The organism is Pseudomonas sp. R2-7-07 (assembly GCF_003852355.1).
Lineage (GTDB): Bacteria > Pseudomonadota > Gammaproteobacteria > Pseudomonadales > Pseudomonadaceae > Aquipseudomonas.
The window spans coordinates 1663924-1690139 of the sequence record NZ_CP027759.1; the positions used below are offsets into that span (position 1 = coordinate 1663924).

A 26216-nucleotide genomic window follows, 5' to 3' on the forward strand; every position below is an offset into this window, starting at 1 on the left:
GGGGAGAACTTTTGCGAAAAGCCCGAGTCTATGTTTACAAGCCTGATCGTTTAGTTATGCAAGCCTCCTTCGAGTACAACGAGGAGTGTTCATGCTAACCCAGGAAGAGGATCAGCAGCTGGTCGAGCGCGTACAACGCGGCGACAAGCGCGCATTTGATCTGCTAATGCTGAAATATCAGCACAAAATTCTCGGGTTGATCGTGCGGTTTGTGCACGACACCCATGAAGCGCAGGACGTTGCACAGGAAGCCTTTATCAAGGCGTACCGTGCACTGGGCAATTTCCGCGGTGATAGTGCGTTTTATACGTGGCTATATCGCATCGCCATTAATACGGCGAAGAACTATCTGGTGTCTCGCGGCCGCCGCCCACCAGACAGTGATGTCAGTTCAGAAGATGCTGAATTCTATGATGGTGATCACGGCCTCAAAGATCTCGAGTCGCCGGAGCGTGCGTTGCTGCGCGACGAAATCGAGGGAACCGTTCATCGAACAATTCAGCAACTGCCAGAAGATTTACGTACGGCGTTAACTTTACGTGAATTCGATGGTCTGAGTTACGAAGACATTGCGAGCGTCATGCAATGTCCGGTGGGGACTGTAAGGTCACGGATTTTCCGGGCCCGGGAAGCCATCGACAAAGCCTTGCAACCGTTGTTGCAGGAAAACTAAAGACAGCGGCGACAGCCAAGAGAGGAACCGCCATGAGTCGTGATGCCCTGCAGGAATCGCTGTCCGCAGTGATGGATAACGAAGCGGATGAACTGGAACTTCGTCGAGTGCTCAACGCATTTGATGATGCCCAAACCCGTGACACCTGGTCTCGTTACCAAGTCGCTCGGGCGGTGATGCACAAGGATCTTCTAATCCCTCGTCTGGATATTGCTGCGGCCGTTTCTGCCGCGTTGGCCGATGAAGCCGTTCCGGCTAAAGCTGCTCGTGGTCCATGGCGTAGCCTGGGTCGTCTGGCAGTCGCTGCCTCGGTGACCGTCGCCGTACTGGCCGGTGTTCGTCTGTACAACCAGGACGAAATAGCCGGTGCCGAGCTGGCCCAGCAGACTCAGCAACCGGTCATGGCCGGTCCGCAAGTCAAAGGCCCGGCTGTACTGGCTGGCTACAAGGAAAGCTCTGATACCGCCGGCCCTATGGCTAACGGTGTGCTTCAGGGGCAATCCGGCTGGCAGGACCAGCGTCTCCCAGGCTACCTGCGTCAACATGCACAGGAAGCGGCTGGCAAGAACGCTGAAAGTGCTCTGCCATACGCTCGCGCAGCAAGCCTGGAAAACCGCTGAACCGCTAAGGAGCCCTATGCGCGCCATACCGCTCCTTACGCTTTTGTTCAGTAGTTGGTTTGCACTACCCGCCCATGCCGATGAAGCCCAAGATTGGCTGACTCGACTTGGGCGTGCAGAGCAGCAGCAAAGCTTTCAAGGTACGTTCATCTATGAGCGTAACGGCAGTTTTTCTACCTACGATATCTGGCACCTTGTTCAGAACGGTCAGGTTCGGGAGCGGCTATTGCAGCTCGATGGCTCTGCCCAGGAAATCGTGCGGGTAGAAGGTCACACTCAGTGCGTCAGCGGCACCCTTGTCGCCGGCCTGGGCAATTCCCGTGACAGTGCGTCACGTTCGCTGAACCCGCAAAAACTCAATCAATTCTACGATCTGGCCGTTATCGGCAAATCTCGCGTGGCCGGTCGTAATGCAATTATTGTTTCGATCACCCCGCGCGACCCTTACCGCTATGGTTTCGAGTTGCACCTGGATCGTGAAACCGCGTTACCCCTCAAGTCGTTGCTCCTCAGCGAGCAGGGGCGACTGCTGGAGCGCTTTCAGTTTGTTCGATTGAATACGTCCGCCGCTCCCATTGATCGAGACTTGCAGCCCAGCAGAGACTGCACGCCTGTTGCGATTGGCCGCAGCGAGACATCACAAACGCCCGCCTCCAATGCATGGCACCTGGACTGGTTGCCGCCGGGCTTTGAGCTGAGCAGCACTACATCGCGCAAAGACCCCCAGACAAAAACCACCCTCGACAGCTTGATGTACGACGATGGGCTTGCACGTTTCTCGGTATTTCTTGAACCCGCCGACGGCGCAAGTGTGTCGGAAACCCGCACTCAGCTTGGGCCTACGGTTGCGGTGTCGCGGCATGTGAATACGGTGGACGGGCAGATGATGGTGACGGTTGTCGGGGAAATCCCAATCGGCACCGCCGAGCGCATCGCGTTGTCGGTTCGCGGTGAAAAGGCCGCAGCCAATCCGTGAGTCGTTAATCCAGTGTTCATCCTGATCTTTCACCCTGCTGCCATGCTAGGGTGCCTGTCGAGAGCATGAAATGTCTGGATCAGCATTTTCACTTGCAAAAAATCCTTATGTTTTTTATAGGTCAGGGCTTCTCGGCCCTTGCCTTGTTTTGTTCGCGGAACAAAAAATGCCGGGCGCGGTTTCCGGCTTTTTTTGAACCCTGTCGCTCAACCCTGCTCGTCGTAACGGGAGCTGTATGTCGATACCACGTTTGAAGTCTTACCTATCCATAGTCGCCACGGTGCTGGTGCTGGGTCAGGCCGTGCCCGCGCAAGCGGTCGAGCTGCCTGATTTCACCCAACTGGTGGAGCAGGCCTCGCCTGCGGTGGTGAACATCAGTACCACGCAGAAATTGCCGGATCGCAAAGTTTCGAACCAGCAGATGCCCGACCTGGAAGGCTTGCCGCCGATGCTGCGCGAGTTTTTCGAGCGAGGCATGCCGCAACCACGCACCCCGCGCGGTGGTGGCGGTGGCCAGCGCGAAGCGCAGTCCCTGGGCTCCGGTTTCATCATTTCGCCCGACGGCTATATCCTCACCAACAACCACGTGATTGCCGATGCTGACGAGATCCTCGTGCGCCTGGCCGATCGCAGTGAGTTGAAAGCCAAGCTGGTCGGCACCGACCCGCGTTCCGACGTGGCCTTGCTGAAAATCGAAGGCAAAGACCTGCCGGTGCTCAAACTCGGCAAATCCCAGGACCTGAAAGCGGGCCAGTGGGTGGTGGCGATCGGGTCGCCGTTCGGCTTTGACCACACCGTCACCCAGGGCATTGTCAGCGCCATCGGCCGCAGCCTGCCCAATGAAAACTATGTGCCGTTCATCCAGACCGACGTGCCGATCAACCCAGGCAACTCCGGCGGGCCGCTGTTCAACCTGGCCGGCGAAGTCGTAGGCATCAACTCGCAGATCTACACCCGTTCCGGTGGTTTCATGGGCGTGTCCTTCGCGATTCCAATCGACGTGGCCATGGACGTTTCCAACCAGTTGAAGGCCGGTGGCAAAGTGAGCCGCGGTTGGCTGGGCGTGGTGATCCAGGAAGTGAACAAGGACCTCGCTGAGTCTTTCGGTCTCGATAAGCCGGCGGGTGCACTGGTCGCGCAGATCCAGGACGACGGCCCGGCTGCCAAAGGCGGCCTGCGGGTTGGCGACGTGATCCTGAGCATGAACGGCCAGCCGATCATCATGTCGGCTGACTTGCCGCATCTGGTCGGCGCACTCAAGGCGGGCAGCAAAGCCAAGCTGGAAGTGATTCGTGACGGCAAGCGCCAGAATGTCGAGCTCACCGTGGGGGCAATCCCGGAAGAGGGCGCGACCCTGGATGCCCTGGGTAACGCCAAGCCAGGCGCCGAGCGCAGCAGCAACCGCTTGGGCATTGCCGTGGTTGAGCTGACTGCCGAGCAGAAGAAAACCTTCGATCTCAAGAGCGGTGTCGTGATCAAGGAAGTGCTGGACGGCCCAGCCGCCTTGATCGGCCTGCAACCGGGCGATGTGATCACCCACCTGAACAACCAGGCGATCGATACCACCAAGGAATTCGCCGACATCGCCAAGGCGTTGCCGAAGAATCGTTCGGTGTCGATGCGCGTGCTGCGTCAGGGGCGTGCCAGCTTCATCACCTTCAAGCTGGCCGAGTAACCTTCCAGCCCAATAAAAAGCCCCGCCATCGGTGAATGATGGCGGGGCTTTTTTGTGGGCGATGGGTTTAGCTCATCATCCCTTTCACCAGGCGTTCCTGTTCGATCAACTCGCGCTGGCGTGCATCGATGCGCGAGGACAGTGGAAAATTATTGCCTGCGCGGCGCTTGGCAAAGTCCAGTTGCTGGATGGCTTGCTGGAAGTCGCCCACCAGGGCGAAATATTCGGCGCGTGCCTGGTGCAGGCCGATGATATTGCCCGACAAGCCACGGGTCTCGGCGACCTGATACCACACGTCCGGATCATCCGGGCGGGACTTGAGCAAGCCATCCAGGGCTTTCTCTGCATCAGCGGTGCGATTCTGCTTGAGTAGCAGATCTACGCGTACCTGGTTCAGCGGGTAGTTGCTGGGGTACTGGGCAAGCATGCGGTCAGTGCGTTGTTGTGCGTCTGGCATGCGATTGCTGGTGATGTCCAGCTCGATCTGCGCCAGGTTGTAGGTGATGTCGTTGGGCGCTTTGGCCAGCAGCGGTGCCAGGCTCTCCCGTGCTTCCTTGAGCTGGGTGCCCTTGATCTGGGCGATGGCCAGGCCATAACGCGCCACATCGTTCTTCGGGTTCTCGTCCAACTGGGCCTGGAAGCGCTTGGCGGCGAGGCCTGGCGTGTCTTCGTACTTCAATTGCACCCGAGCGCGGATTAACTGATAGCGCAGGCTGTCTTCCTTTCCGCCGGGTTTGGCCTGCTCGGCGCGGTTGCGGGTGTCGGCGATCCGCGATTCCGTCACCGGGTGCGTCAACAGGAATTCCGGCGGCTTCGCGTCGAAGCGGTACTGGCGCATCAGGCGCTCGAACATGGTAGGCATGGAGCGCGGGTCGTAGCCGGCTTTCTCCAGGTTGAGGATGCCAATACGGTCGGCCTCCTGTTCATTCTGCCGAGAGAATCGACGCTGCTCCTGGATCGCGGCGGCCTGGGAGCCGGCAATCGCGGCGATGCCTGCATCGCCAGCGCCGGCTGCGGCAGCAATGATGCCGCCGAGCAGGGCAGCCATCATCGGGATCTGCATGCGCGACTGCGCTTCCACGCCTCGAGCAAAGTGGCGCTGGGACAAATGCGCCAATTCGTGAGCCAGCACTGATGCGTACTCACCTTCGGTCTGGGCATTGAGGAACAAGCCGCCATTGACCCCGACGATCCCGCCGGGTGCGGCGAAGGCGTTGAGTTGTGGGCTGTTGATCAGGATGAATTCCAGGCGCCGGTCATTGACCTGGCTGGTCTCCACCAGCTTGTACACGCTGGTTTCGACGTAGTCCTTGAGCTGCGGGTCGTTGAGTTGCGAGACCTGGCCGCGCAGGTAGGCCAGCCAGGCGCGGCCCAGTTGATATTCCTGTTGCGGCGAGACAATGGCAGAACTGGCGTCGCCAAGTGAGGGCAGCTCGTCAGCGAAGGCCGGGGAGGCCAGCAGGCAGGCCAGCGTCAGCAGGGTAGGGCGCAGGAAAGTCATGCACAAAGCCTTTCGACAAAGAGCTTACTGTAGCCGGACACTGAGCTTCGGACCAGATATTCTAAGCAGCTCAAATGTTTGCCTGGAGTAACACCATGACCGACGCTGTAGCCTTTGACGCCGAGCTCGACGCCAGCGGCCTCAACTGTCCGCTGCCCTTGCTCAAGGCCAAGCTGGAGCTCAATCGACTGGCCAGCGGGGCTGTACTCAAAGTAACCGCCACGGACGCAGGCTCCCAGCGCGACTTCCGCACCTTTGCCAAGCTGGCAGGCCATACGCTGGTCCAGGAAGAAGAAGCGGCAGGTGTGTACCGTTATTGGTTGCGCAAAGCCTGATGGCTTTATGGGCTGAAGATCAGCCCTTGTTCAGCGCCTGCGCCGCCGCCAAGACCGCGTCCACATGCCCTGGCACTTTCACGCCGCGCCATTCCTGGCGGAGCACACCTTCGCTGTCGATCAGAAAGGTGCTGCGATCCACGCCCAGGTATTCCTTGCCGTAGAGCTTCTTCAGCTTGATCACATCAAACAGCTGGCACACCGCTTCGTCCTTGTCACTGATCAGCTCGAACGGAAACGCCTGCTTACTCTTGAAGTTCTCATGGGACTTCACGCTGTCGCGCGACACGCCAAACACTTCGGTATTGGCGGCCTGGAACGCGGCGTATTGGTCGCGGAAACCCTGGCCCTGGGTGGTGCAGCCCGGGGTGCTGTCTTTCGGGTAGAAATAGAGCACCACTTGCTTGCCCTTGAGGGCCGCAAGGCTGAAGGTCTGGCCGCTGGTGGCCTGGGCTTCGAAATCGGCGACGGGTGTGTCGATGGCTACCGGCATGGGCAAGTCCTTACATGGGGTTCTGTGGGCGCCAAGGCTCGATCAGGGCGTCAAGGTTCAGGGCGTCGGCGAAATCCAGGAACTGGTCGCGTAGCCAACTGATCTGCACGCCGGCCGGCAAGGTCACGGTGAAGGTGGCGTTGAGCATGGTGCCGCCGGTTTGTGGCGCCTGGTAGGTGTCGCAGGTCAGGTTCTCCAACTCGACGTTGTGGTCGATAAAGAACTGGCACAGCTCGTTGACGATGTCCGAGCGGTAGGCCGAGCTGACGTACGCCACGTAAGGCAGGGCCTGCGGGCGATTTTCCAGGGCTGCGCTGCGCACCACGTTAACGGTGAAGTCGTGCTTCTTGGCCAGTCCCGGCAGGCCGGTTTCCAGGCGCGCCAAGGCGTCCCAACTGCCGGAAATCTGCAGCACCAGCGCACTGCACTCGCCATGGCGGGTCAGGCGCGAGGTCACGACGGCGCAGCGGTTTTCATGGCTGGCGCGGCACAGGACGTTGGTCAGCTCCATGGGGTTGGCGCCGAGGGCACTGATAACAAGGAATTGTTCGCGAACTGTGGGGGTGGACATGCAGCCTTCCTAAAGCGATGAGCGGTCGATACCGTTAGAGCTGTATCGATCAAAGGATGAAGGGTAGCGAAAACCATCGCCAAGGGCTAGGAGGTGGCGTTTTCATTACGTGAACGGCGTGCTTCACGCGGTGCTTTGGCCCAATGATGGCATTGCCCGTCGTTTAGTTACGCCAGAACGCATCGTCGCACGGTACTTCGCTTGTACAAGCATCTTGGCGCCAGTACCATTACGGCTCTCTTTTTCCGGCAGGAGCGGTTGCATGATTGCGGGCAGTATGGTGGCACTGGTCACACCCATGGATGCACAAGGTCATCTCGACTGGGACAGCCTGGGCAAACTGGTGGACTTCCACCTGCAAGAAGGCACCAACGCCATCGTAGCGGTCGGCACCACAGGTGAATCGGCCACCCTCGATGTGGAAGAACACATCCAGGTGATCGAGTTCGTGGTCAAGCGCGTTGCGGGCCGCATCGCCGTGATCGCCGGTACCGGCGCCAACTCGACGCGTGAAGCAATCGAGCTGACCAAAAACGCCAAGAAGGCCGGCGCCGATGCGTGCCTGCTGGTGACTCCGTATTACAACAAGCCGACTCAGGAAGGCCTGTACCAGCACTTTCGCACCATTGCCGAAGCTGTCGACATCCCGCAGATCCTCTACAACGTACCCGGCCGCACTGCGTGCGATATGAAAGCCGAGACGGTGATCCGCCTGTCCACCGTGGCGAACATCATCGGAATCAAGGAAGCCACCGGCGACCTGCAGCGCGCCAAAGACATCCTGGCCGGCGTGAGCAGCGATTTCCTGGTGTATTCCGGTGACGACGCCACCGCCGTCGAGCTGATCCTGCTGGGCGGCAAGGGCAACATTTCCGTGACCGCCAACGTCGCCCCGCGCGCCATGAGCGAAATGTGCGCCGCCGCCATTGCCGGTGACGCCACGACCGCACGTGCGATCCACGAGAAGCTGATGCCGCTCAACAAGACACTGTTTATCGAATCCAACCCTATTCCCGTGAAGTGGGCGCTGTTTGAGATGGGCCTGATGCCGGACGGTATCCGTCTGCCGCTCACCCGGCTCAGCGAAGCCTGTCACGAACCGCTGCGACAGGCCCTGCGCCAGTCCGGCGTCCTGGTTTAATTGAGGAAGCACTACGCATGAAGCGATTGGCCGGACTTTCCGCACTTGCCTTGATTATCTCCAGCACCAGTGGCTGCGGTTGGGTATGGGGCCCGGAAGGCTACTTCCGTGACCGTGGCAGCGATTACCTGGAAGCGCAAGCAACCAAACCGATGCAACTGCCGCCTGACGTGAGCGTCGCCAAGCGCCTCGACCCGCTGCTGCCGATTCCGCGCAATGTCGCCGACGACACCGTCAAGGGCGAATACGTGGTGCCACGCCCGCAACCGATCACGGCGGTGGCCGATGCCAGCGACTACAGCCTGCAGAAGAGCGGCGACAACCGCTGGATCGTGGCTCAGCGCCCACCCGCCGAAGTCTGGCCGGTGGCCGTGCAGTTCTTCCAGGACAACGGTTTTCGTCTCGACCAACAGCGTCCGCAGACCGGTGAGTTCACCACCGCCTGGCAGCGCGGCAGCGAGCTCTCCGCCAACATGGCCCAGCGTCTGCAGGCCAGTGGTGTAGCCGCCGATAACGAAGCCCGTGTGCGAGTGCGCATCGAGCCTGGCGTGCAACGCAATACCAGTGAAGTCTATGTGGTCAGCGCCGAGCGTCCTGCCGGCAGCACCGCCAACGTCGATTTCACCAACCGCTCGGTCAATACCGGTGTCGATGCCGCGCTGGTCGACGAAATGCTGGCCAGCATGAGCCGTATCTCCGAGAAGGGCGGCTCGGTTTCCCTACTCGCCGCACGCGATTACGACACCCCGAGCCGCGTCAGCCTTACCGAAGATGGCAGCGGCAACGTGGTGCTGAACCTGGGTGAAGACCTGGATCGTGCCTGGGCCAGCGTCGGTCGCGCGTTGGAGCAGGGTCCTTGGCGCGTTGAAGACATCAACCGCAGCCTGGGCCTGTACTACATCAACGTGGCTGAAAAGGCCGAGAAAAAGGACGACGAGCCAGGTTTCCTCGGCAAGTTGTTTGGCAGCCAGCCGACCAAGGAAGAAGTCGAGACCCGCGCCGAGCGCTACCAGGTTCGTTTGAGCAAGGTTGGCGAGAGCGTGCAAGTCACGGTCGAGAAGAACATCAACACCGTCGCGCCAGCTGAAACAGCGCGCAAAGTGTTGGGCGTGATTCAGGACAACCTGGGCTGATCCGATGCGTTTTGCTGTTCTCGGTAGCGGTAGCCAAGGGAACGGCACGCTGGTCGCCCACGACGACACGTACGTACTGGTGGATTGTGGTTTCTCGTTAAGAGAAACCGAGCGGCGCCTGCTGCGCCTGGGGGTTCACCCCGCGCAGCTGAGCGCGATTCTAGTGACCCACGAACATGCCGATCACGTGCATGGCGTGGGTTTGCTGTCTCGGCGCTACAATCTTCCGGTGTACCTGAGTCGCGGCACGTTGCGCGGGATGCGCAAACCCGTTGAACCCGCAGGTTTCCTGGCGGGAGGCGAGCAACTGCAGATCGGTGCCCTGAGCATCAGTGTTGTCGCGGTCGCTCACGATGCCCAGGAACCCACGCAATATGTATTCAGTGACGGCGAGCGGCGCTTCGGTGTGCTCACCGACCTGGGTTCCTACTGCGCCAAGGTGCTGGACGGTTACCGCGACCTCGATGCCTTGATGATCGAGTCCAATCACTGCCGAGACCTGCTGGCTCGCGGTCATTACCCCTACTTTCTCAAGCAGCGGGTGGGCGGCGAACTGGGACATTTGAACAACCATCAGGCGGCGTACCTGGTGTATGAGTTGGGCTGGCAAGACCTGCAACACCTGGTCCTGGCCCACCTGAGCAGCAAGAACAACCTGCCGACGCTTGCCCGGCAATGTTTTGTCGACACCCTCGGGTGCGACCCGGACTGGCTGCAACTGGCCGATCAAGATTCAGGGCTCGACTGGCGACATATCGCCTAGCCCACCTCACTCAAAGCGGAGCCCATCATGGAAAAACGTGAAGAACTCTACCGCGGCAAAGCCAAGTCGGTATACAAGACCGACGACGCCAACCGCCTGATCCTGCTGTTTCGCAACGACACCTCGGCGTTCGACGGTAAGCGCATCGAGCAGCTTGATCGCAAGGGTATGGTGAACAACAAGTTCAACGCTTTCATCATGCAGAAACTCGAAGAGGCCGGCATTCCGACCCAATTCGACAAACTGCTGGGCGACAACGAGTGCCTGGTCAAGAAGCTCGACATGATTCCGGTCGAATGCGTCGTGCGTAACTACGCTGCCGGCAGCCTGGTCAAACGCCTGGGCGTGGAAGAGGGCCTCAAGCTCAATCCCTACACCTTCGAACTGTTCCTGAAGGACGACGCCAAGGGCGACCCGTTCATCAACGAATCCCACGTCGTGGCCTTCGGCTGGGGCACTGCTGAACAATTGGCGCGCATGAAAGAGTTGTCCCTCAAGGTCAACGACGTGCTGAGCAAACTGTTCGACGACGCCGGCCTCTTGCTGGTGGACTTCAAACTCGAATTCGGTGTGTTCCACGACGGCTCCATCGTCCTCGGTGACGAATTCAGCCCTGACGGCTGCCGCCTGTGGGACAAGGACACCAAGAAGAAGATGGACAAAGACCGCTTCCGCCAGGGCCTCGGTGACGTTATCGAAGCCTACGAAGAAGTCGCCAAGCGTCTCGGCGTACCGCTTTAATCGACGCAAGCGTCTGATAGCACGGAAAAAAATCTCAACAGAGCTTTGCTTCCACGAAACAGGCTGTTATGATGCGCGCCGTTGGAGAGATGCCAGAGTGGCCGAATGGGACGGATTCGAAATCCGTTGTACCTTCACCGGTACCTAGGGTTCGAATCCCTATCTCTCCGCCATTATTGAATAAGACTAAGCCCCCGTAATCATTGAAGATTACGGGGGCTTTTTCGTTCCTTTCGCAACGATTAGGGCATTTCTAGGGCATAGAAGCGATCCTCCATGCCGCTTTGTACCGGTCTATACCGTCGACTTAGTGCTCTGAGTCATTCCTATCTCACTGACCTTTGTGCATGATTGCTCACTGGCGCTTCACTGGATGAAGCGATCGTCAATCATCGGATCGAGAAAAATAGGTAGGAGTAAGGGATTTGAAGCCAACACCAATGGAAAAACTGACGGTTAAGATGCTTTGCGACATCTATGCGAAGCTTGGGATTGAGGATGGTTTAGATCCTGAGCTGGTGGAGCAGGCCGTAAACTTTGACAGCATGTGGATTTTGGGTTGGGCCTACCCAATGATGTTCCCTGAAGTCGAAACTCCAGACGAAGTGATTTTCGTCGGAAATGTATTCGATATGTTTTCATTTGTCGGAGCGGGATATGCGCAGTTGTCCCCAGCAGATAAAGCCCGCGTCGACAAGTCAACACCTCATGCAGCAGCATGGCTTTCGTTTGCCGGGTACGATGGAAACAACGAAGGAGAATATCTGAGTATCGCTCATACTATGGTAAATCGACTGGACCGATACACAGAGTTCAGTGAAGTCGCTAGTAAAAACTCTCACTGCCCATCAATCGAACGGTATGCACGTATGTACGCAGCGTTTGATCCAATCCGCCGAAACCTTGTGATGCGTTCCATGAGTGCTGATGAGATCATTCAGGTGATTGGGGAAGCTATTCATCCAGACAATCGCTAGCAATTGAAAAGAGGGAGTTGAATCTCCCTCTTTTTATCAAGTGTCTCTAAAGCCCAGCATTTTCGACACGATACCCGCCATGCTCTTGGTATCCTTCGGTATCCATCTCCCGTAGTGCTTTCTCACCATTGTCGTATCTGCGTGTCCGAGTTGACGGGCTACCCATTCGACCGGGACGTAGCTCGACAGCATCTGGCTGGCAAACGTGTGGCGGCATTGGTTGGCGCCTCGGTGACGAACCTCTGCTTTTTTCAGATGGGCGGTGAACCAGTTGCTCAACGTTTTGCCGTTCCAGAGTAAACCGCTGGTCGAGCTGCGGAAAAGGAACCTGACCTTCATCTTCTTGGACGTGATGTTGTCGCGCTGGATAACGGTGATTTCGTCGGCTACCGCGTCTTTGGCGGCGGCAACTATCTCCCGCATCAGTGCGAGGGCCGGGTCTATGAGCTCGATGACTCGGACTCTGGAGCGCTCTTTGGGGACTTTGAACTCGCCGACGACCAATGCGCGGCGGACGTGCACCAGGCCGGCATCAAGATCTACATCTTCAACGGCAAGTCCTATGAGTTCGGAAAGGGACATCCCTGCCCAGCAATTGAACTCAATCATTCGAGTGTCAGCTCGGCGGTCGGGGTCCGTCTTGCCGATTAAGTCGATCTCGGTGCGACTGAAGGGATCGGCATGCTCCAGGTCAACGTCCGATCCGACGTTACTGATCCTGTCGAGTGGGTTGGCCTTCAGGATGCCGTCGCCGAAGGCGTCCGCCCACACTCCGCGAACGATGGTGAAGATGTCGTTTACTGTCTTCGGAGCCAGACCCTGCTTGAGGAGTTGTGCTTGAAACAACTCAATATCGCTCTTGCTGATGTCGACAATCCGGCGCTTGCCGAACTTCTTTTCCACGTGAACTGCCTTGCTCACATAGTTGATGACGGTACTCGACGCTTTCAGTGCGCGCTGAACCTCCAGCCAGCGCTCAATTCCTTCTTTTACGGTACGCTTGAGCGAAGGGCCGCCGGTTCCAGTGAACATGGCAGCTCTTGGCGAGTTGGGAAAGTGGGCCGCATAGTCGAAGCGGCCCTCTTTGATTTCCGCGAGAATGGTGCGCCTCTTGTTGTCGGCATAGGCGATCGCGGCCTTGTTTACTTTCGAGATCCCTTCCAGGGGTTCCCGGCACCGCTGGCCGTTGAAGATGAACCAAATGCGTAGCTGTTTGCCGTTCATCTCAACGCCTGTCGGCATCTTGTCGATCATGGCTTCCCTTCCATCCAGCGTTCGATAGCGGCTCGGTTGTAAACGATTACGTTGGCCGGGTCATAACGCCAGTGCTTGCCTTCTAGCCACAGACCCCGGGTGCGGTATTTGCGAACTGCTTCGGTGGATAGGCCGAAGACTGGGTAAAGCAGATCCTGCCGAAACCAGGCGCCTGGTGTGATGTGGAAGTCGAGTTTCTCTGCTGCGCTCATTGTGCTATCTCCCCTACCCGCCGGACCCGCAGCCTGAAATAGCGTTGTGCTTCGATAGCCGCGTCAGCGGCTCTATTCAGATCAAACATGCGTATTAGCTGTTCGATGTGCTTTGGAGACATGACAGCCCGCTCATTGGGTCGCACGTTGGTCAGGTCGGCAGGCCAATAACGTTGGCCTGGTTTTGATTCTGGCGAGTAGTACACAGCATTCAATGCGTGCTTATACCCCAAGGCAGGCTGCGCGAGCGGGCGTGCTGGAGCGGTTAGCGTTGCATCACTGAGCGCTGCCCCGCGCAGCTTTTCGTGGGGTATAAGTGCCTCGGCAGTGGCGCTTGAAGGAGCAATAATGCCTGCTGCTGCGCAGCAGAGACTGGTTGTTTCTAGCGTGTCGCCACGATTTGCAGTGCGGAGCAAAGCGGACAAGGCGCTGGTGTTGTTCTGTTGGTTCTTCATGCCGCTTTCCTCCGGTGTTCGGTAGTAAGTTGGTCCATCAGGCGCTGGTGGTAGGCGTTGCGTGCTTCTGCGGCAGGCCAAGGGCGGATGGTTTCGGCCATGGGTTCGATGCCGACCAGACAGTCCCAGGTTGCCGGATCGGGTGGCATAAGGTCGCGGCGTTCGGTAGCCAGCGCTATCAGGTTGGCCTTGTGGACGCAGGCGGGGAGTTCTGGTGCTATGTCGAACCGATCACAGATGCGCCACCAGATGCAGTCCTCGAAGTGCTCATAGGCACTGATCCATTGCTTGAGTGGTCGCGTCATGTCGCCTAGGTACGCCTCGGGTGCGTCATGAAGTAATGCCGCAAGCTTGTGCTCTTCCGGCACCAGCTCGGCGACGATGCAGCTGTGCTGGGCCACGCTGTAGAACTCGCGGGTGTGACCGTTGAAGCGGCACAGGTGGGCCAGTGCGTGCGAGATGTCCCGTGGGTCGATCATGTCGGCGTCGGGTTCGAGCAAATCAAAGTGTTTGCCTGAATGGGTCAGGATCCAGTTCATGCTGCGTCTCCCAACTCGAATGGGTCCAGCTGGGCAGCCATGTTCAGCGCCTTGTCACGTAAGGCAAGTGCTTGAGTTGCCTGGCTGTCAGATCTCACCGCTCGGAACGTGTCGGCCGCGAGCTTGAGCTTTTCGGCGATTGTTAACAGGGTGATGCGATCCATTGGCTGGTGATCCAATATCTGTTGCAGGCGCCGACAACGCTCGGAGATCCGCTCCAGAGCGGTAGAGCCCGCTGACTCTCCCTCGTCCACCCCTTCAATGAACCCTTGTGCGTGTCCTTCGTCGTAGCCCTGAGCCAGACCATCCGTTAAGCCGCCTCTGTAGCCGATCCAATAAAGGATCGCGAGCGCGATAACGATGCTGATCAGTGCGCAGATTTGAATTACGGTCATGTGGTGTGCTCCTGGTGGTTTGTTGGCTGGTGGTGGCAGCCGTTGGTGTTACTGCTCTAGCTCGGTTGAGTCAGTTTGTGGTCGCGGCATGTCCTCATCCGCTCGGTAGGCCCGGATATCAATCAGTGCCGCGACATGCTTGATGTGCGCATACCTCAACGCCTTGACGCTGTGATCCAGGGTGGTCACCGGCAGCTGAATGCGGCCGCTGTTGATCGCCTCGGTGAAAGTCTTCTCGTTGAGGTTCTTGAAGTAATGCACGCGCAGCTTTTCCAGGGGGATAAGCACGTCGCCGAAGAGTTGGTGCAGCATCTCCACGGTTGCGCTATCTGGCGCGGGTTGCAGCCGTAGCGGTGTTTGACTGTTGTTGCTCATGGGCAGCTGCCTCCTTGCGTTTGAGTCGTGAGGGGTGATTCCAGGCATTCAGGCAGTGGCGTTTGGTCAGCTCCCGCAGATGCTCCGGCACTTCGAGGAGCGCGGCATTGCGCTCCTCGCGTGTGTGCATGGCGACGATCTGGCGGGCGTACTCCCTAGGCCACGTCACGGTTGTCTGCCGGGATGGTTGGCAGTTCGAGGCCCAGCTGACTTGCCAGCCAGGGCATGCCGGCTTGCCGGACCTTCGTCGACTGGCTGTATTGCATTCCGGCCGTCTCGTGGTACCAGTTGCCATTCTTGATCCGCAGGTATTCCCGGTCACGTAAGGGGAACGCCGGGAGGTTGCGGTCAGTGAGCAAGCCCTTGTCACGCATCAGCGCGATCAGTTTTGGGCGGGTGAGGCCGAAGTACTTGGCGGCCTTTTCCAGGCTACGTTCCATTGCGACCTCCTAGGCTGCATGCGCGGAGGGAGTCGCCACGGCTGCCAGGTGAGTGATGGATTCGGCCACCATGGAGTAGATCTCCACGTCACTGCCGCACACCGTGAAGCACTTGCTGAATGGCTTCTTGACGCCGATGCTCATGATGGTGGTGATGCCAGTGCGGGTTTTGTTGCGATGGATTGCCAGGTTGATAGGTTGCTCAAAACCCATATCGAGGCTCAGCGCGCCGCCGGTTTGCACCAGGTCGAACACGCGCTGCTTGTGTTCAATTTCGAACACGCCGTAGCGGCGGTCTGCGTGTGGCACAGACGACGGGTCGCTTGGACAAGCTGGCCCGTTGACGATCTCCTCAATGAAGTCCGCAAGCTTAAGGTGCATCTTCTTGCTGTTGGTCAGGGTCAGCGTGTGGCGTTCGCAGCCCAGCTCAATAGTGAAGTGCGTGTCGGCTTTGCGGCGCTCGACTTTCAGGCGGAAGGCTAGGGCCTCACGCTGAACTTCGGCACGCAGCAAGTGGTTGAAGGTTTCGGTTAGGTTTACCTGGGCCTTGAGCAGGGTCAGGGTGCGGTTGTCGAGTTTGTACTTGCTCATGCCGCGTGCCCTCCGCCGTTTGGATCGAACGGGCAGGGCGCGTTGCGTTCTTTCGGCTTAGGTTTGGACACGATGAATGTGCAGCCAAGGTCTTGCGCCAGGCGGCGGATTTCAAAGATGCGGGAGGGGTTAGCAGCGGCCGGGTGGACGTGCAGGGTGGCTGTGGTGTGCATGGTGTTGCCTCGCTCTGTGGTGGAAGAGTGAGGTGAATATCAACCGTTGATTGTTATATGTCAACTGTTGGTTGATTTTTGCAGTGGCTTCGCACGCCAGTCGAGACCTGATCTGTGTCAGCACATACCTCTTTCCCGCGAAAGTTGGTAGTCTCCGAAAATTGGACTTTACGATAGGGATGTTGATGCTAAATCGTCGCTGTAATATTTGCCTCAAAAGATCGGCTATGACTGAGGATCATATCTTTCCGCAAGGTATGACTCCTCCTGGGGCCCGTATTATTTCAAACTACCTCAAAGAATCTGAAAAAGGTCGCAGGAAAGTTCCTCGTAGTACTAGGCTTGCTCAAAATGGTTTAAAAAAGAAAACGCTCTGCTCAAGATGTAATAATAATTTGTTAGGGGCGAAGTTGGATCCCTCGCTGATTGCTTTTTGTAATGAAATTGATGTTCATGTTAGAAATAAATATTTGTTGCCTAATCAGTACTTCAACCTTGAAGGGGTAAAGCTTAATAAGGTCATTAGGGCTGTTGTAGGGCATTTGCTGGCGTATGATGATTCACCGAAGGTTAGGTCTCCATTTTTGAAGGTTTTGAGGCGATATTTTTGGGGGCAAATAAAGGTATTTCCTACAGGCTATGATGTTCTTTTTTGGTTGTATCCAAATAATGAGCAGGCAGTCTTTCGTGATATTTTTATAGTCGATTGGGCCAAGGTTGAATCAATGCTGTGGGTGTCTGCATATAAGGCTTATCCTGTCGGGTTTGCAATATGTCAGAATTCTGGGGGTTATAAATATCCCGTACAGGGATTTATCAATTTGTCATCTGTGTTGAATGATAATGAAGATCAGGGTTATAAGATAAGGATTTCGCTGAATGGTCTAGTCCCTTTGAGGTGGCCCGAGGCTCCAGCAAGTAATGGAGCGATTCTGAGTTCTGGTAATCCTGGAGTGCAGGTCAATCCGTATGTGAAGAGAATAAGCTATCCATACTAGTTGTTGAGCGGCTGAATTGATTGAAGTTAAATTGGGTTCGTTGGGCTAGGTGGGCTAAGTGTGGAGTGTAATTGATGTTTTTTAAACCAAGTGTATCCAACGATCTGAGTCGCCATGATCAGTATGTCCTAACCTTCTCCGGCTATATTGTTACACTATTGGCGGTTCTCATCACTGTTCTTGGAGGTATGTATGCTTATCGTGCGCAATGGGAGACTGCCAGACATGACCGTGCAATTGCTGAGGCTCACAAGGTGGCAGACGACTTAACGATAACGCTTCTTGAAGGGATGGCACAGTTAAAGAAGTTGCAGGGCGCAGCTGTTAGTAAAATGTCATGGTATGACTTTTCAACTGGTCCTTATCGTGAGTTTCTGAGTTACAAGGAAGGGTGGAGGCGCGATTTAATAGTTATGCATTATAAAGTGCAGCGGTATTTTGGAGAGGATATGGCTAGGACTTTAGTAGATGCGGAGAAGTTGATATCAGGCGACAGGTATGACGGGCTTCATGTGGCCTCTCCTTGCCCAAGTATTCCGAAGGAATACGATAGTTATTACGTTGCGGCCGAATCCATTGAGTGCAGTATCAGATTTACAGCCTATTCTCATAAGGAGTTAATGAAGGACTCCGATGATTTTCTGTCATCTGTTGGGCAGCATTGGGAGCGTAGTCGTAATATTGATCGTAATTTGGAGATCTATGATAGAAGGGTTGTGATTTTTATACGGGCTATGAACTCTAGGCTAACTAGTCTCGGTGAAATAAGCGTTCAGCCTGTTTTCGAATAACAAGTGCCTATCATTCTGGGATGAAAGACCCTACTACTTTTCCGCATATATGCGTTTCTTCTGTAATATCAATGATTGGATATTGCGGATTAATAGGTCTCAAAAATTGACGACCTGCGTCCTCGACCAAGACTTTAAATGTTGCTTCGTTCGTTCGTGGGACTCGAGCAATCACACGATCTCCGGTTTTTGTTTCCGCCTCAGGGTCAACAAAAATAATGCATCCAGTTGGATAGCTGCGTCCTGGGCCTGGATTCGTCATTGAGTCCCCCATTACTTTGAGAGCGTAACCACTTTCGCTAATAGGCACAGGGCAAGAAAGCCAGCTTTCACCATCGTGAAGTTCAAAATTTGACTCGCACCAAGCTCCAGCTTGTACCCATGAAATCAACGGCACTTTACCGAAGCGTTGGGTGACCTCACTTACATTGCTTTCATGGCCTCCAGCGATGTGGTGTACGTTGCTGTACCCACTCTGTTTTTTGGGTGGCACTCCATATTCCAGCCACTCTCGCCTCACGTTCAACCATGAGCAAAGCACGGCCATGCTATCTGCTTCAGGTATAGCGTCGGCGTTCAACCACTTGCTGACAGCTTGTTTGCTTTTTTCAGCCCCTACCTTCACCAAATGGGCGTGGATATCCACTCCGCGGCCGTGAGTGCGTATCCCGGCATCGTCGAGTGCTTCGTGAAGGCGCGCCGTGAAAGCTGCCCGTAGCTCATTCTTATCAACCATGAGTTGATACTCTCACAGGGGTTGCGCAATAGTCAGTTGATGTTAATATCAACCGCGAGTTGATAAATGGAGGTTGCCATGTTGGACCCCGCAGATTTTCCGAACGCCATCGCGTTCGCATTTGAAGCAGTAGGCGGCATCGGAGCCGCCGCCAAGGTATGTGACAGGAGTTACCAAGCACTCAATAAATGGCGCTTGGCTGCCAGCCTTCCACGCACCGATTACACAGGTGAAACGCACTACGCGCAGCTTCTAGCGACTGCTGCAGAGCAAAAGGGCAACGCGTTTGACGCTGCCTGGCTGCTCAACGCATCGGCCCCGCAGAAAGCTGCAGCGTAGATAGAAAAAAGGCGACCCAAGGGCCGCCCAGTTCCTCCCGGCACACACCACCACAGTGCTGTCGGGTCGCGACGAAGGTAGGAGGGCACACCACATGCAAACCACCTCCCTTTATCGCGCTGCCAAGACACGGATGTCTTGGGTTGCTGCCTTTTCCACCACAGATTAGGCAGCTGTTGCGCCAGAGGTGAGCAACGGATTGTTCGCCTCGGCACGGTGCCGGTTTCGATCCCTAAGATCTAGCCGGCGTTTGGGCCCTTTCAAGCCACGCGGCAAATGTATCACCACTACACGTCGCGGAGCACTGGCAACTTAGTAGGATTAATGCCATGAGCCGAGTAGCTTTAAGCTGTGTTGATCGAGCGCAAAAGGAAATACTGACGCTCGAATTAGCCCTGTACCACGCCGCACGGGACTATCCCGGCGGTGCCGCAGCAATCGCCGCCACCACCGGCCGCAATGCCACCACGCTGCAACACAAGTTGTCTCCCACCCATCCCTCGCACACCGTCAACATCCAGGAGTTCGGCGAGATCCTCGAACTGACCAAGGACCGCCGCATTCTCGATGCGGTGCACGCCCTTGTCGGCGACACGATCTGGCAGGAACTGGCTGAGGCGTACACCAACGACATGCCTGAGACTCTGACCACGGGTATCGCCATGTTTTTCCGGCAGGTCGCCGATTTGTCCGAAACCTGGGCCAAGCACATTGGCGACGGCAAGGTCGATGACCGTGAGCTGGCTGAGATACGCCAGTTGGTGTTTCGTGGCATTCAGGGGTTGCTGGGCATGTACAACCGCGCCCGCTACGTCAACCAGACGACTTGCGGGGTGGAACGTGGCTGATATCGCTGACTTCGCAAATGATCTGGTGCAAGAGCGCATTGATCAGGCCGTCGCTGCACGCCTGGCGCTGATGTCTACCACGGCTCAGCATTCGCTGATGTTCTGTGACGAATGCGACGGCCCCATCCCTGAGGCCCGTCGTTTGGCACAACCAGGTTGCACGCTCTGCATTGAGTGCAAGACCGTCGATGATCAAAGGGCTGCCCGTTATGCTCGATGATGTGATCAATCAGTTCGCGGACTATGGTCTTGAACCCGCTCAACCCTTGGTATTCGGCAAGCTCACCCGCTGCAAAACCACCCAGGACAAAGGTAAAGAAAAAAACGGCTGGTACGTCATCCACGAACACCGCACCGAAAAAAACGAGACGCTGATCTTCGGCAGCTTCGGTGACTGGCGTTCTGGCGATACCCAGAAGATCAAGGTTAAACCCGGACGTATGAGCCCCGAGGAGCGCGAAGTCATGCGCGCTCGGCAGGAGGATGCCAAGCGTAAGGCTGCCGAGATCGCGGCCAACGCATCACGCCGAGCGGCCAACCGTGCTGCCGGCCTGTTCAAGCGCATGCCCGAAAAGGGTAAGAGCGCCTATCTGGATCGAAAACAGATCGTTGGCTTCAAGGTTCGCTATGCGCCACGTACCGGCGCATTTTTGGTGCCCATGTGCAACGTGCGCGACCAAATTGTCGGTCTGCAGGTGATCTTCCCGGCCAAGCAAGAAGACACTGGGCGGGATAAGCAGTATTGGCCGCCCGGTATGTCAAAAGAGGGCGCATTCCACCTGATCGGCCCCCATCCAGAGCCCGGCGAACCGGTGCTGGTGTGTGAGGGATACGCTACGGGCGCAAGCCTGCACATGGCGACTTCGCTCACTGTCGCCATCGCCTTCGACGCGGGCAACCTGCTACCGGTTTCCAAGGCCATGCGCGAGCGCTTCCCCGGCTGCCCGCTGATAATCTGCCGGGACGACGACTGGAAAACCAAGCGTCCCAATGGTGACCCTTGGAACCCCGGCGAAGAGAAAGCCAACAACGCCGCGCTGGTCGTCGGTGGTCAGGTGGTTGCCCCGGTGTTCTCCGGCGAGCGCGAGATCAAATGGACCGACTTCAACGACTTGCACGTCGCCGAGGGGTTGGAGGCCGTCCGCCGCCAGGTGCTTGCGGTGGTCAAGCCTCCTGCAGCGGGTGGCTGGAAGGACCAACTGGCCCGCACCGAAAACGGCTCCCTGATCGCGCACATGCAAAACGTCGAGCTGATCCTGGGCAATGACGAACGCTGGGCCGGTGTCATCGGCTACAGCGTGTTCAGCTCCAAGATCGTCAAGCTGCGGTCTGCGCCCTTTGGCGGCGGTGCCGGTGACTGGGCCGACATTGACGACATGCGGGTGATGAAGTGGCTCGCGCAGCAATACAACCTGCGGGTCAAAGCCTCCCATGTGATCGAGGCGGTCAGCGTGGTTGCCCACGACCACGCCTTCCACCCGGTGCGTGAGTACCTGGAGAAGCTGGAATGGGATCGCGTGCCACGCATTGAAACCTGGCTGACCGACGTGCTGGGCGTCCAGGCCAGTGAGTACTCGGCCAAGGTCGCTAAGCGCTGGCTCATCTCAGCGGTTGCACGTGTGATGCGCCCAGGCTGCAAGGCCGACTCCGTGATGATCCTCGAAGGCGGGCAGGGCGCCGGTAAGTCCACGGCCATGGGTGTCCTCGGCGGCGAGTGGTTCATGGACACGCCCTTTGCCCTCGGCGACAAGGACAGCTTCCAGGCCATTCGCGGCAAATGGATCGTCGAGCTGGGTGAGCTGGACAGCTTCAACAAGGCAGAAAGCACCAAGGCTAAACAGTTCTTTTCCGCGTCCACCGACACCTACCGAGAGAGCTATGGCCGCAGAACGAATGACGTGCCACGCCAGTGTGTTTTCGTGGGCACCACCAACCAAGAGGAGTACCTCAAGGACGCCACGGGCAACCGTCGTTACTGGCCGGTGTTTTGCAACAAGGTCGATCTGGAGCAACTGCGCGAGATCCGTGATCAGCTATGGGCTGAGGCGCTGTTCTGCTTTGAAGCGGGCGATATCTGGTGGGTGAACAAGGACGAATCCAAGATGTTCGCCGAGGCTCAAGACGAGCGCTTTGTGGTGGATGAATGGGAAGGGCCGATCCTGGCCTGGATGGAAGAGTCGCAGATCGGGGAGACCGCTACCGGCAACGAGATCCTGACCCAGGCGCTGAAGCTGGACTTCGGACATTGGGGCAAGCCTGAGCAGATGCGGGTCGGGGCGATCATGCACCGGCTGGGTTGGCGCAAGCGGCGTATGCCGGCGTTGCCGAAAAGCGGGGTGCGGCCTTGGGCCTATCAAAAACCTGCGGGTTGGGGGCGTGCGTCTGCTCTGCAGCAGTCGGAGATGGAGGAGCCTTGCTTTGATTAAGAGAATCGACGAGATGCTCAAACTATGGGCGCAGGATCTGCATTCGCCTGTGCCAGACGGTGCTGGCGGACCGAGTGGCGCCAACATGATCGCCATGCTGATGGAGTGCAAAGGGGAGTTGATACGTGGCACGCGGGGTAGTCGGGTGCTGCTGGATGAATCGGCCGACATAGAGCTGATCGTCAGGAAACACCTGCCGCCTCGTCTTGCCCTGGTCGTATGGGAGCACTACTGCAACCACGAAAGCTTCCTCTCGCAGAAGCTGTTGCACTGCGCCTGCAGTTCGAGGACCTATTACATGCGGCTACATGACGCGCATGTGTTCATCCAGGGGATGCTGATGGGGAAAGCTGCATGACCCTCGGCGTCACTCCGTGTGCCCCTGTCCTACTGTCCCACCTTGTCCGACTCGCATTTAGCGCAGTTGGACAGGTGCAGGCCGCGCCGATACTGGGCTGTCCTACTGTCCAACCTTCACCCGCTCCACGCACACATGAGCATAGCGGGGACGTAGTCGCGCCCATGGCGCGCACGCGTGCTTTTAGCTTTCTCTCTATACACAAGAGAAAAGTAAAAAAGGTAGGACAGTAGGGCAGAGCCCCGAATTCAGGGACCTGTAGCTGTCCTACTTCGATCCAGAATAGTGGGACAGGCAAGACAGGGCACCAGAAGCGATAGCCGATTGAATGCGTTGTACCTGCGTTACACCTGCGTCATACCTGTATTGCACCCGTATTGCGCTATGGCATTAAAACCCGCTTGCTGCCAGTAAAATCCACCTGTAAAAAGTACCCATCTTCGATAGGTGCGACCGCAAGCAGCGGGACACACCACCACACTGAACCCGGCCATTGCGCCGGGTTTTTGCGTTTATGGGGTAGGGCGATGACGAACGAGCAGCAAGCGCTTATTGATATGCCGATCTGGATGGTGATCGTGCTGTCCCTGGTCGGCGGCATATCCGGCGAGGCATGGCGCGCCGACAAAGCGGGGGTAAGCGGCTGGTCCTTGATTCGCCGCTTGCTCCTTCGATCCGGGGCATGCGTGGTCTGCGGGCTTTCCACCATGATGTTGCTACACGCTTCGGGCATGTCGGTCCTGGCGGCAGGGAGCATCGGATGCCTCACCGCGATGGCCGGCGCCGATGTCGCCATCGGGCTGTATGAACGCTGGGCCGCCAAGCGGTTGGGCGTGTGCGATGTGCCGCCCTCGGGCAGTGGTCAGGCATGATGCGCTGGAGGTCACGGATTACGTGGCCTGTAGCGGAGCGCGTCAAAATGGTGCGCCGAAAGTCGCCGGGGACCCTGGCGGCATTCGAGGGACACGGGGCATGAAACCCGCGGGAAAGTGTTAGCGGCAGGGCTGCCAGCTTACTGAAATTCAATCTATTGAAATTGAAAGGTTTCCATTGAAAAGCCGTTGAAAAGGAGGGCTTATGACGGATCCACTGTTCCTGTCTAAAAGCGCTTTCGCGGTTCGCATCGGCAGGACGCCGAGCTACATCACCTGGCTGAAAGACAACAACCGCCTGGTGCTCTCGCCAGATGGCAAGAAGGTCGACGTGCTTGCAACCGAAGCGCTCATCCTCGAAACCGCCGACCCCAGCAAGGCTGCCGTCGCGGCTCGACACCAGCAAGACCGGCTCCAGCGTGACGTTTACAGCCAACTGTCCCCCATGGTCGAGCCGACTAACACGGCTGCGCCGCCGCAGCCTGCTGGCGCGAAGGGCGGGCACCCCGACTTCCAGAAAGCCCGCGCACACCGCGAGTACTACCTGGCCCAGCTGGCCGAAGCCGAGTTTCACAAGGTGCAGGGTTCGCTGGTGGATATGAAGGCGGTCACCACCGGGGCCTACAACGCCGGACGCATGCTGCGCGATCAACTGCTCAGCATGCCCCCGCAACTGGCGCCGGAACTGGCGGCGATGTCCGACCCTTGGGAGATTGAGCAGCACCTGACCAAGGCGCTGCGGCTGTCCCTGGAAGAGGCCGAGCGCATGTCTTCGGCTGACCTTGAACGCGATCTGATCATTACGAGTTAACCCATGCAGACGGAAAAACCTGACGGCGCTGAGGTGTACCGTGAGGCGTATTTCCGTGGGCTGCGTCCAGACCCCAGCCTCTGGGTGGACGAGTGGGCCGACGAGTACATGCGCATCCCGCGTGATACCGGCGCCGCCGAGCCAGGGAAATATCGCACCGTGCGAACACCCTACGCACGCGAGCCGATGCGTTGCCTGTCACCGGCCCACCCGTGCAAGCGTGTGGTCACCATGGTTGCCTCGCAGCTGATGAAAACCCAGATCGCCTTGAACTGGATCGGTGCGCTGATCCACATGGTGCCGTCGAACATTCTCACGCTGCTGCCCAGCCTAGGCTTGGCAAAGCGGGTGTCGTCGCGGATCGGCAAGACCATCAAGGCCACCCCGGTGCTGCGCGAGCGTGTGGCGGCGAGCCGCTCGCGGGACTCGCGCAACACCATGGACACCAAGGAGTTCGAAGGCGGCTCGCTGTACGTCACCACCGCCGGTTCTGCGGCCAACTTGGCCGAGCTGTCAGCGCGCTACGTGTACGGCGATGAGATCGACCGGTGGGAGGTCGACGTAGGCGAAGAGGGCGACCCCATCGAACTGGCAGAAACGCGGGGCAGTACCTTCGGCCGCAATGCCAAGTTCTACTTCTCCAGTTCGCCGACGATCAAGGGCGCCTCGCGCATCGACGATCTGTTCGAGGGTAGCGACCAGCGTTACTACTACGTGCCGTGCCCGACCTGCGGCCACATGCAAACCTTGGAGTGGGAGCGGCTGCATTACTCCCAGGACTTCAGCGTGGTGCATTACGAGTGCGCCGGGCCCGACTGCGACGTGCTGATCGAGGAACACCACAAGGGCGATATGCTCGCCCGTGGCGAGTGGCGTGCCCATGCCAAAGGCGATGGCGAGACGGTCGGCTTTCACCTCAACGCGCTGTATTCACCGTTGGGTTGGACGGGCTGGAAGTCGCTGGCGAAGCAATTCGAGAAGGCGAAAAAGGCACAGGCCAAAGGCGATCTTGAGCCCATGCAGGTGTTCTACAACACCCGTCTGGCTAAGGTGTGGGACAGCGCGCAAGAGCAGACCAAGGCATCGGTACTGATCGAGCGGGCGCGCCGGGAAGGGTTCTCCCTCGGTGCGATGCCCGCTGCCGTGATGATGATTACGGGCGCTGTCGACGTACAGGCCGACCGCCTTGAGTTCATGGCAATGGGCTGGGGCGTCGGCATGGAGCGCTGGGTTATTGATCACCGTGTGATCGCGGGCGACCCTTCGGACGAACGCACTTGGGCGGTACTGGATGAACTGCTGAAAGAGCGGTACCGGCACCCCTGCGGTGTTGGCCTGGGCATTCTCGCGGTCGCCGTCGACTCCGGCGGCCACCACACCGACGAGGTCTACCAGTTCTGCCGCGTGCGGCGCTGGCGCAACATCTTCGCCATCAAGGGCGCGAGCAAACCCGGTAAGCCGGTGATCGCTCAGCGGCCGTCCATGGTTGACGTGACCTGGAAGGGCCAAACCGAACGCGGCGGCGCCGAGCTGTGGTTTGTCGGTACCGACACCGCTAAGGACTGGATCTACAATCGCTACCCGTTCGAATCCGGCCCAGGTGCGCTGCACTTTGCCAACGACCTGCCAGACGAGTTCTTCGCCCAGTGCGTGGCCGAGCGCAAGGTCGCCAAGTACGTGCGGGGCCACAAGCGTATCGAGTGGATCAAGGGCAAGGCCGAGCGCAACGAAGCCCTCGACCTGATGGTGTATTGCCTGGCGATGGCGCATTACCTCGGCATCAACCGGTATCAGGAACACGATTGGGACCGGGTACGGAACTCGCTGGCACAGGCCGGTTTGTTCGATGAAAAGGTGGTCGCTGCTGAGCGTGTCACGGTTGCCGCAGAGGCTCCCGCGACATCCCAGGTTGCGCCTCAACCCGTTGCCCCGGTCGCCCAACCGCGACCCGCTGCACCCCCACAACGCCGCAGCTCCACTAGCGGTTACCTGAAGAGACGCTGA

General features: G+C 57.9%; 32 protein-coding genes and 1 tRNA gene. 21 read left to right on the forward strand and 12 right to left on the reverse strand.

Annotated elements, in window-relative coordinates; translation table 11 throughout:
• Positions 1 to 91: 91 nt before the first annotated feature.
• The 4 genes from rpoE (at position 92) to C4J86_RS07510 (ending at position 3944) form a co-directional block, all read left to right on the forward strand.
• The gene (rpoE, locus tag C4J86_RS07495) at positions 92 to 673 is read left to right on the forward strand and encodes an RNA polymerase sigma factor RpoE (RefSeq protein WP_124369956.1); all 582 of its coding nucleotides are present in this window, start codon (positions 92 to 94) and stop codon (positions 671 to 673) included.
• A 32-nt stretch (positions 674 to 705) separates the two neighbouring features.
• Positions 706 to 1293, forward strand: a complete 588-nt coding sequence (locus C4J86_RS07500) for a sigma-E factor negative regulatory protein (protein WP_057723059.1) — start codon at positions 706 to 708, stop codon at positions 1291 to 1293.
• Between the two features lie 16 nt (positions 1294 to 1309).
• Positions 1310 to 2269 (forward strand): MucB/RseB C-terminal domain-containing protein, encoded by a 960-nt coding sequence (locus C4J86_RS07505; RefSeq protein WP_124369957.1) that lies wholly within the window; start codon positions 1310 to 1312, stop codon positions 2267 to 2269.
• Between the two features lie 235 nt (positions 2270 to 2504).
• The gene (locus tag C4J86_RS07510; protein ID WP_124361734.1) at positions 2505 to 3944 is read left to right on the forward strand and encodes a DegQ family serine endoprotease; all 1440 of its coding nucleotides are present in this window, start codon (positions 2505 to 2507) and stop codon (positions 3942 to 3944) included.
• A gap of 67 nt (positions 3945 to 4011) precedes the next feature.
• On the opposite strand, the gene C4J86_RS07515 is transcribed toward C4J86_RS07510, so the two are convergent.
• Positions 4012 to 5445 (reverse strand): M48 family metalloprotease, encoded by a 1434-nt coding sequence (locus tag C4J86_RS07515; protein ID WP_124369958.1) that lies wholly within the window; start codon positions 5443 to 5445, stop codon positions 4012 to 4014.
• Between the two features lie 95 nt (positions 5446 to 5540).
• On the opposite strand from C4J86_RS07515, the gene C4J86_RS07520 reads away from it, so the two are divergent.
• Positions 5541 to 5780 (forward strand): sulfurtransferase TusA family protein, encoded by a 240-nt coding sequence (locus tag C4J86_RS07520; protein WP_124361736.1) that lies wholly within the window; start codon positions 5541 to 5543, stop codon positions 5778 to 5780.
• Between the two features lie 19 nt (positions 5781 to 5799).
• Here C4J86_RS07520 and C4J86_RS07525 read toward each other — a convergent pair whose 3' ends face one another.
• Positions 5800 to 6273, reverse strand: a complete 474-nt coding sequence (locus tag C4J86_RS07525) for a peroxiredoxin (protein ID WP_124369959.1) — start codon at positions 6271 to 6273, stop codon at positions 5800 to 5802.
• Between the two features lie 10 nt (positions 6274 to 6283).
• Positions 6284 to 6844: a glycine cleavage system protein R gene (locus C4J86_RS07530; RefSeq protein ID WP_003189463.1), complete on the reverse strand. Its 561-nt coding sequence runs from the start codon at positions 6842 to 6844 to the stop codon at positions 6284 to 6286.
• Between the two features lie 262 nt (positions 6845 to 7106).
• Between C4J86_RS07530 and dapA the strand changes: the two genes are divergently transcribed.
• The 6 genes from dapA (at position 7107) to C4J86_RS07560 (ending at position 11599) form a co-directional block, all read left to right on the forward strand.
• A complete protein-coding gene (gene dapA / locus C4J86_RS07535) occupies positions 7107 to 7985 on the forward strand; it encodes a 4-hydroxy-tetrahydrodipicolinate synthase (protein WP_124366220.1) in 879 nt (292 codons plus the stop codon).
• Between the two features lie 17 nt (positions 7986 to 8002).
• The gene (bamC, locus tag C4J86_RS07540; RefSeq protein WP_124369960.1) at positions 8003 to 9118 is read left to right on the forward strand and encodes an outer membrane protein assembly factor BamC; all 1116 of its coding nucleotides are present in this window, start codon (positions 8003 to 8005) and stop codon (positions 9116 to 9118) included.
• 4 nt (positions 9119 to 9122) lie between these two features.
• The gene (locus C4J86_RS07545) at positions 9123 to 9881 is read left to right on the forward strand and encodes an MBL fold metallo-hydrolase (RefSeq protein WP_124369961.1); all 759 of its coding nucleotides are present in this window, start codon (positions 9123 to 9125) and stop codon (positions 9879 to 9881) included.
• 27 nt (positions 9882 to 9908) lie between these two features.
• Complete coding sequence (purC, locus tag C4J86_RS07550; protein ID WP_048726015.1) at positions 9909 to 10622, forward strand: phosphoribosylaminoimidazolesuccinocarboxamide synthase; 714 nt, start codon at positions 9909 to 9911, stop codon at positions 10620 to 10622.
• An 83-nt stretch (positions 10623 to 10705) separates the two neighbouring features.
• Positions 10706 to 10795: transfer RNA gene (locus C4J86_RS07555), tRNA-Ser, on the forward strand.
• 252 nt (positions 10796 to 11047) lie between these two features.
• Positions 11048 to 11599, forward strand: a complete 552-nt coding sequence (locus C4J86_RS07560; protein ID WP_218567880.1) for a YfbU family protein — start codon at positions 11048 to 11050, stop codon at positions 11597 to 11599.
• Positions 11600 to 11635: 36 nt separating this feature from the next.
• On the opposite strand, the gene C4J86_RS07565 is transcribed toward C4J86_RS07560, so the two are convergent.
• The 8 genes from C4J86_RS07565 to C4J86_RS07605 form a co-directional block, all read right to left on the reverse strand.
• Positions 11636 to 12853, reverse strand: coding sequence for an Arm DNA-binding domain-containing protein (locus C4J86_RS07565; RefSeq protein WP_124369963.1), 1218 nt, complete (start codon positions 12851 to 12853; stop codon positions 11636 to 11638).
• Complete coding sequence (xisR, locus tag C4J86_RS07570; protein ID WP_008036021.1) at positions 12850 to 13065, reverse strand: excisionase family protein; 216 nt, start codon at positions 13063 to 13065, stop codon at positions 12850 to 12852. The genes C4J86_RS07565 and xisR overlap by 4 nt, the downstream gene beginning before the upstream one ends.
• Positions 13062 to 13520 (reverse strand): hypothetical protein, encoded by a 459-nt coding sequence (locus C4J86_RS27005; protein WP_256681729.1) that lies wholly within the window; start codon positions 13518 to 13520, stop codon positions 13062 to 13064. The genes xisR and C4J86_RS27005 overlap by 4 nt, the downstream gene beginning before the upstream one ends.
• Complete coding sequence (locus C4J86_RS07580; RefSeq protein ID WP_124369964.1) at positions 13517 to 14059, reverse strand: phosphohydrolase; 543 nt, start codon at positions 14057 to 14059, stop codon at positions 13517 to 13519. Before C4J86_RS07580 ends, C4J86_RS27005 begins: the two co-directional genes overlap by 4 nt.
• Complete coding sequence (locus tag C4J86_RS07585; RefSeq protein ID WP_124369965.1) at positions 14056 to 14454, reverse strand: hypothetical protein; 399 nt, start codon at positions 14452 to 14454, stop codon at positions 14056 to 14058. Before C4J86_RS07585 ends, C4J86_RS07580 begins: the two co-directional genes overlap by 4 nt.
• A gap of 48 nt (positions 14455 to 14502) precedes the next feature.
• Complete coding sequence (locus C4J86_RS07590) at positions 14503 to 14829, reverse strand: pyocin activator PrtN family protein (RefSeq protein ID WP_124369966.1); 327 nt, start codon at positions 14827 to 14829, stop codon at positions 14503 to 14505.
• 155 nt (positions 14830 to 14984) lie between these two features.
• A complete protein-coding gene (locus C4J86_RS07600; RefSeq protein WP_124369968.1) occupies positions 14985 to 15269 on the reverse strand; it encodes a phage antirepressor KilAC domain-containing protein in 285 nt (94 codons plus the stop codon).
• A gap of 9 nt (positions 15270 to 15278) precedes the next feature.
• A complete protein-coding gene (locus C4J86_RS07605) occupies positions 15279 to 15860 on the reverse strand; it encodes a hypothetical protein (RefSeq protein WP_124369969.1) in 582 nt (193 codons plus the stop codon).
• A gap of 400 nt (positions 15861 to 16260) precedes the next feature.
• Here C4J86_RS07605 and C4J86_RS07610 point away from each other — a divergent pair, with 400 nt between their 5' ends.
• Together C4J86_RS07610 and C4J86_RS07615 are read left to right on the forward strand one after the other, a co-directional pair.
• Positions 16261 to 17031, forward strand: a complete 771-nt coding sequence (locus tag C4J86_RS07610; RefSeq protein ID WP_124369970.1) for a hypothetical protein — start codon at positions 16261 to 16263, stop codon at positions 17029 to 17031.
• 74 nt (positions 17032 to 17105) lie between these two features.
• Positions 17106 to 17822 (forward strand): hypothetical protein, encoded by a 717-nt coding sequence (locus C4J86_RS07615; RefSeq protein ID WP_124369971.1) that lies wholly within the window; start codon positions 17106 to 17108, stop codon positions 17820 to 17822.
• 10 nt (positions 17823 to 17832) lie between these two features.
• On the opposite strand, the gene C4J86_RS07620 is transcribed toward C4J86_RS07615, so the two are convergent.
• Positions 17833 to 18558 carry a LexA family transcriptional regulator gene (locus C4J86_RS07620; protein ID WP_124369972.1) on the reverse strand — a complete coding sequence of 242 codons (726 nt, stop codon included), beginning with the start codon at positions 18556 to 18558 and terminating at the stop codon, positions 17833 to 17835.
• A 78-nt stretch (positions 18559 to 18636) separates the two neighbouring features.
• Here C4J86_RS07620 and C4J86_RS07625 point away from each other — a divergent pair, with 78 nt between their 5' ends.
• The 8 genes from C4J86_RS07625 to C4J86_RS07660 all read left to right on the forward strand — a co-directional run bounded on the left by C4J86_RS07625 (position 18637) and on the right by C4J86_RS07660 (position 26216).
• Positions 18637 to 18897, forward strand: a complete 261-nt coding sequence (locus C4J86_RS07625; protein ID WP_124369973.1) for a hypothetical protein — start codon at positions 18637 to 18639, stop codon at positions 18895 to 18897.
• 329 nt (positions 18898 to 19226) lie between these two features.
• Entirely contained in the window at positions 19227 to 19745 is a 519-nt protein-coding gene (locus C4J86_RS07630; RefSeq protein ID WP_043046664.1) for a phage regulatory CII family protein, read from the forward strand.
• Positions 19738 to 19965: a TraR/DksA family transcriptional regulator gene (locus C4J86_RS07635; RefSeq protein ID WP_124369974.1), complete on the forward strand. Its 228-nt coding sequence runs from the start codon at positions 19738 to 19740 to the stop codon at positions 19963 to 19965. The genes C4J86_RS07630 and C4J86_RS07635 overlap by 8 nt, the downstream gene beginning before the upstream one ends.
• Positions 19955 to 22171, forward strand: a complete 2217-nt coding sequence (locus tag C4J86_RS07640; protein ID WP_124369975.1) for a VapE domain-containing protein — start codon at positions 19955 to 19957, stop codon at positions 22169 to 22171. Before C4J86_RS07635 ends, C4J86_RS07640 begins: the two co-directional genes overlap by 11 nt.
• Positions 22164 to 22529, forward strand: coding sequence for a hypothetical protein (locus tag C4J86_RS07645; protein WP_124369976.1), 366 nt, complete (start codon positions 22164 to 22166; stop codon positions 22527 to 22529). Before C4J86_RS07640 ends, C4J86_RS07645 begins: the two co-directional genes overlap by 8 nt.
• Before the next feature lie 527 nt (positions 22530 to 23056).
• Complete coding sequence (locus tag C4J86_RS07650) at positions 23057 to 23401, forward strand: phage holin family protein (protein WP_043046669.1); 345 nt, start codon at positions 23057 to 23059, stop codon at positions 23399 to 23401.
• Between the two features lie 205 nt (positions 23402 to 23606).
• Positions 23607 to 24212: a terminase small subunit gene (locus C4J86_RS07655; protein WP_124369977.1), complete on the forward strand. Its 606-nt coding sequence runs from the start codon at positions 23607 to 23609 to the stop codon at positions 24210 to 24212.
• Between the two features lie 3 nt (positions 24213 to 24215).
• The gene (locus C4J86_RS07660) at positions 24216 to 26216 is read left to right on the forward strand and encodes a phage terminase large subunit family protein (protein WP_124369978.1); all 2001 of its coding nucleotides are present in this window, start codon (positions 24216 to 24218) and stop codon (positions 26214 to 26216) included.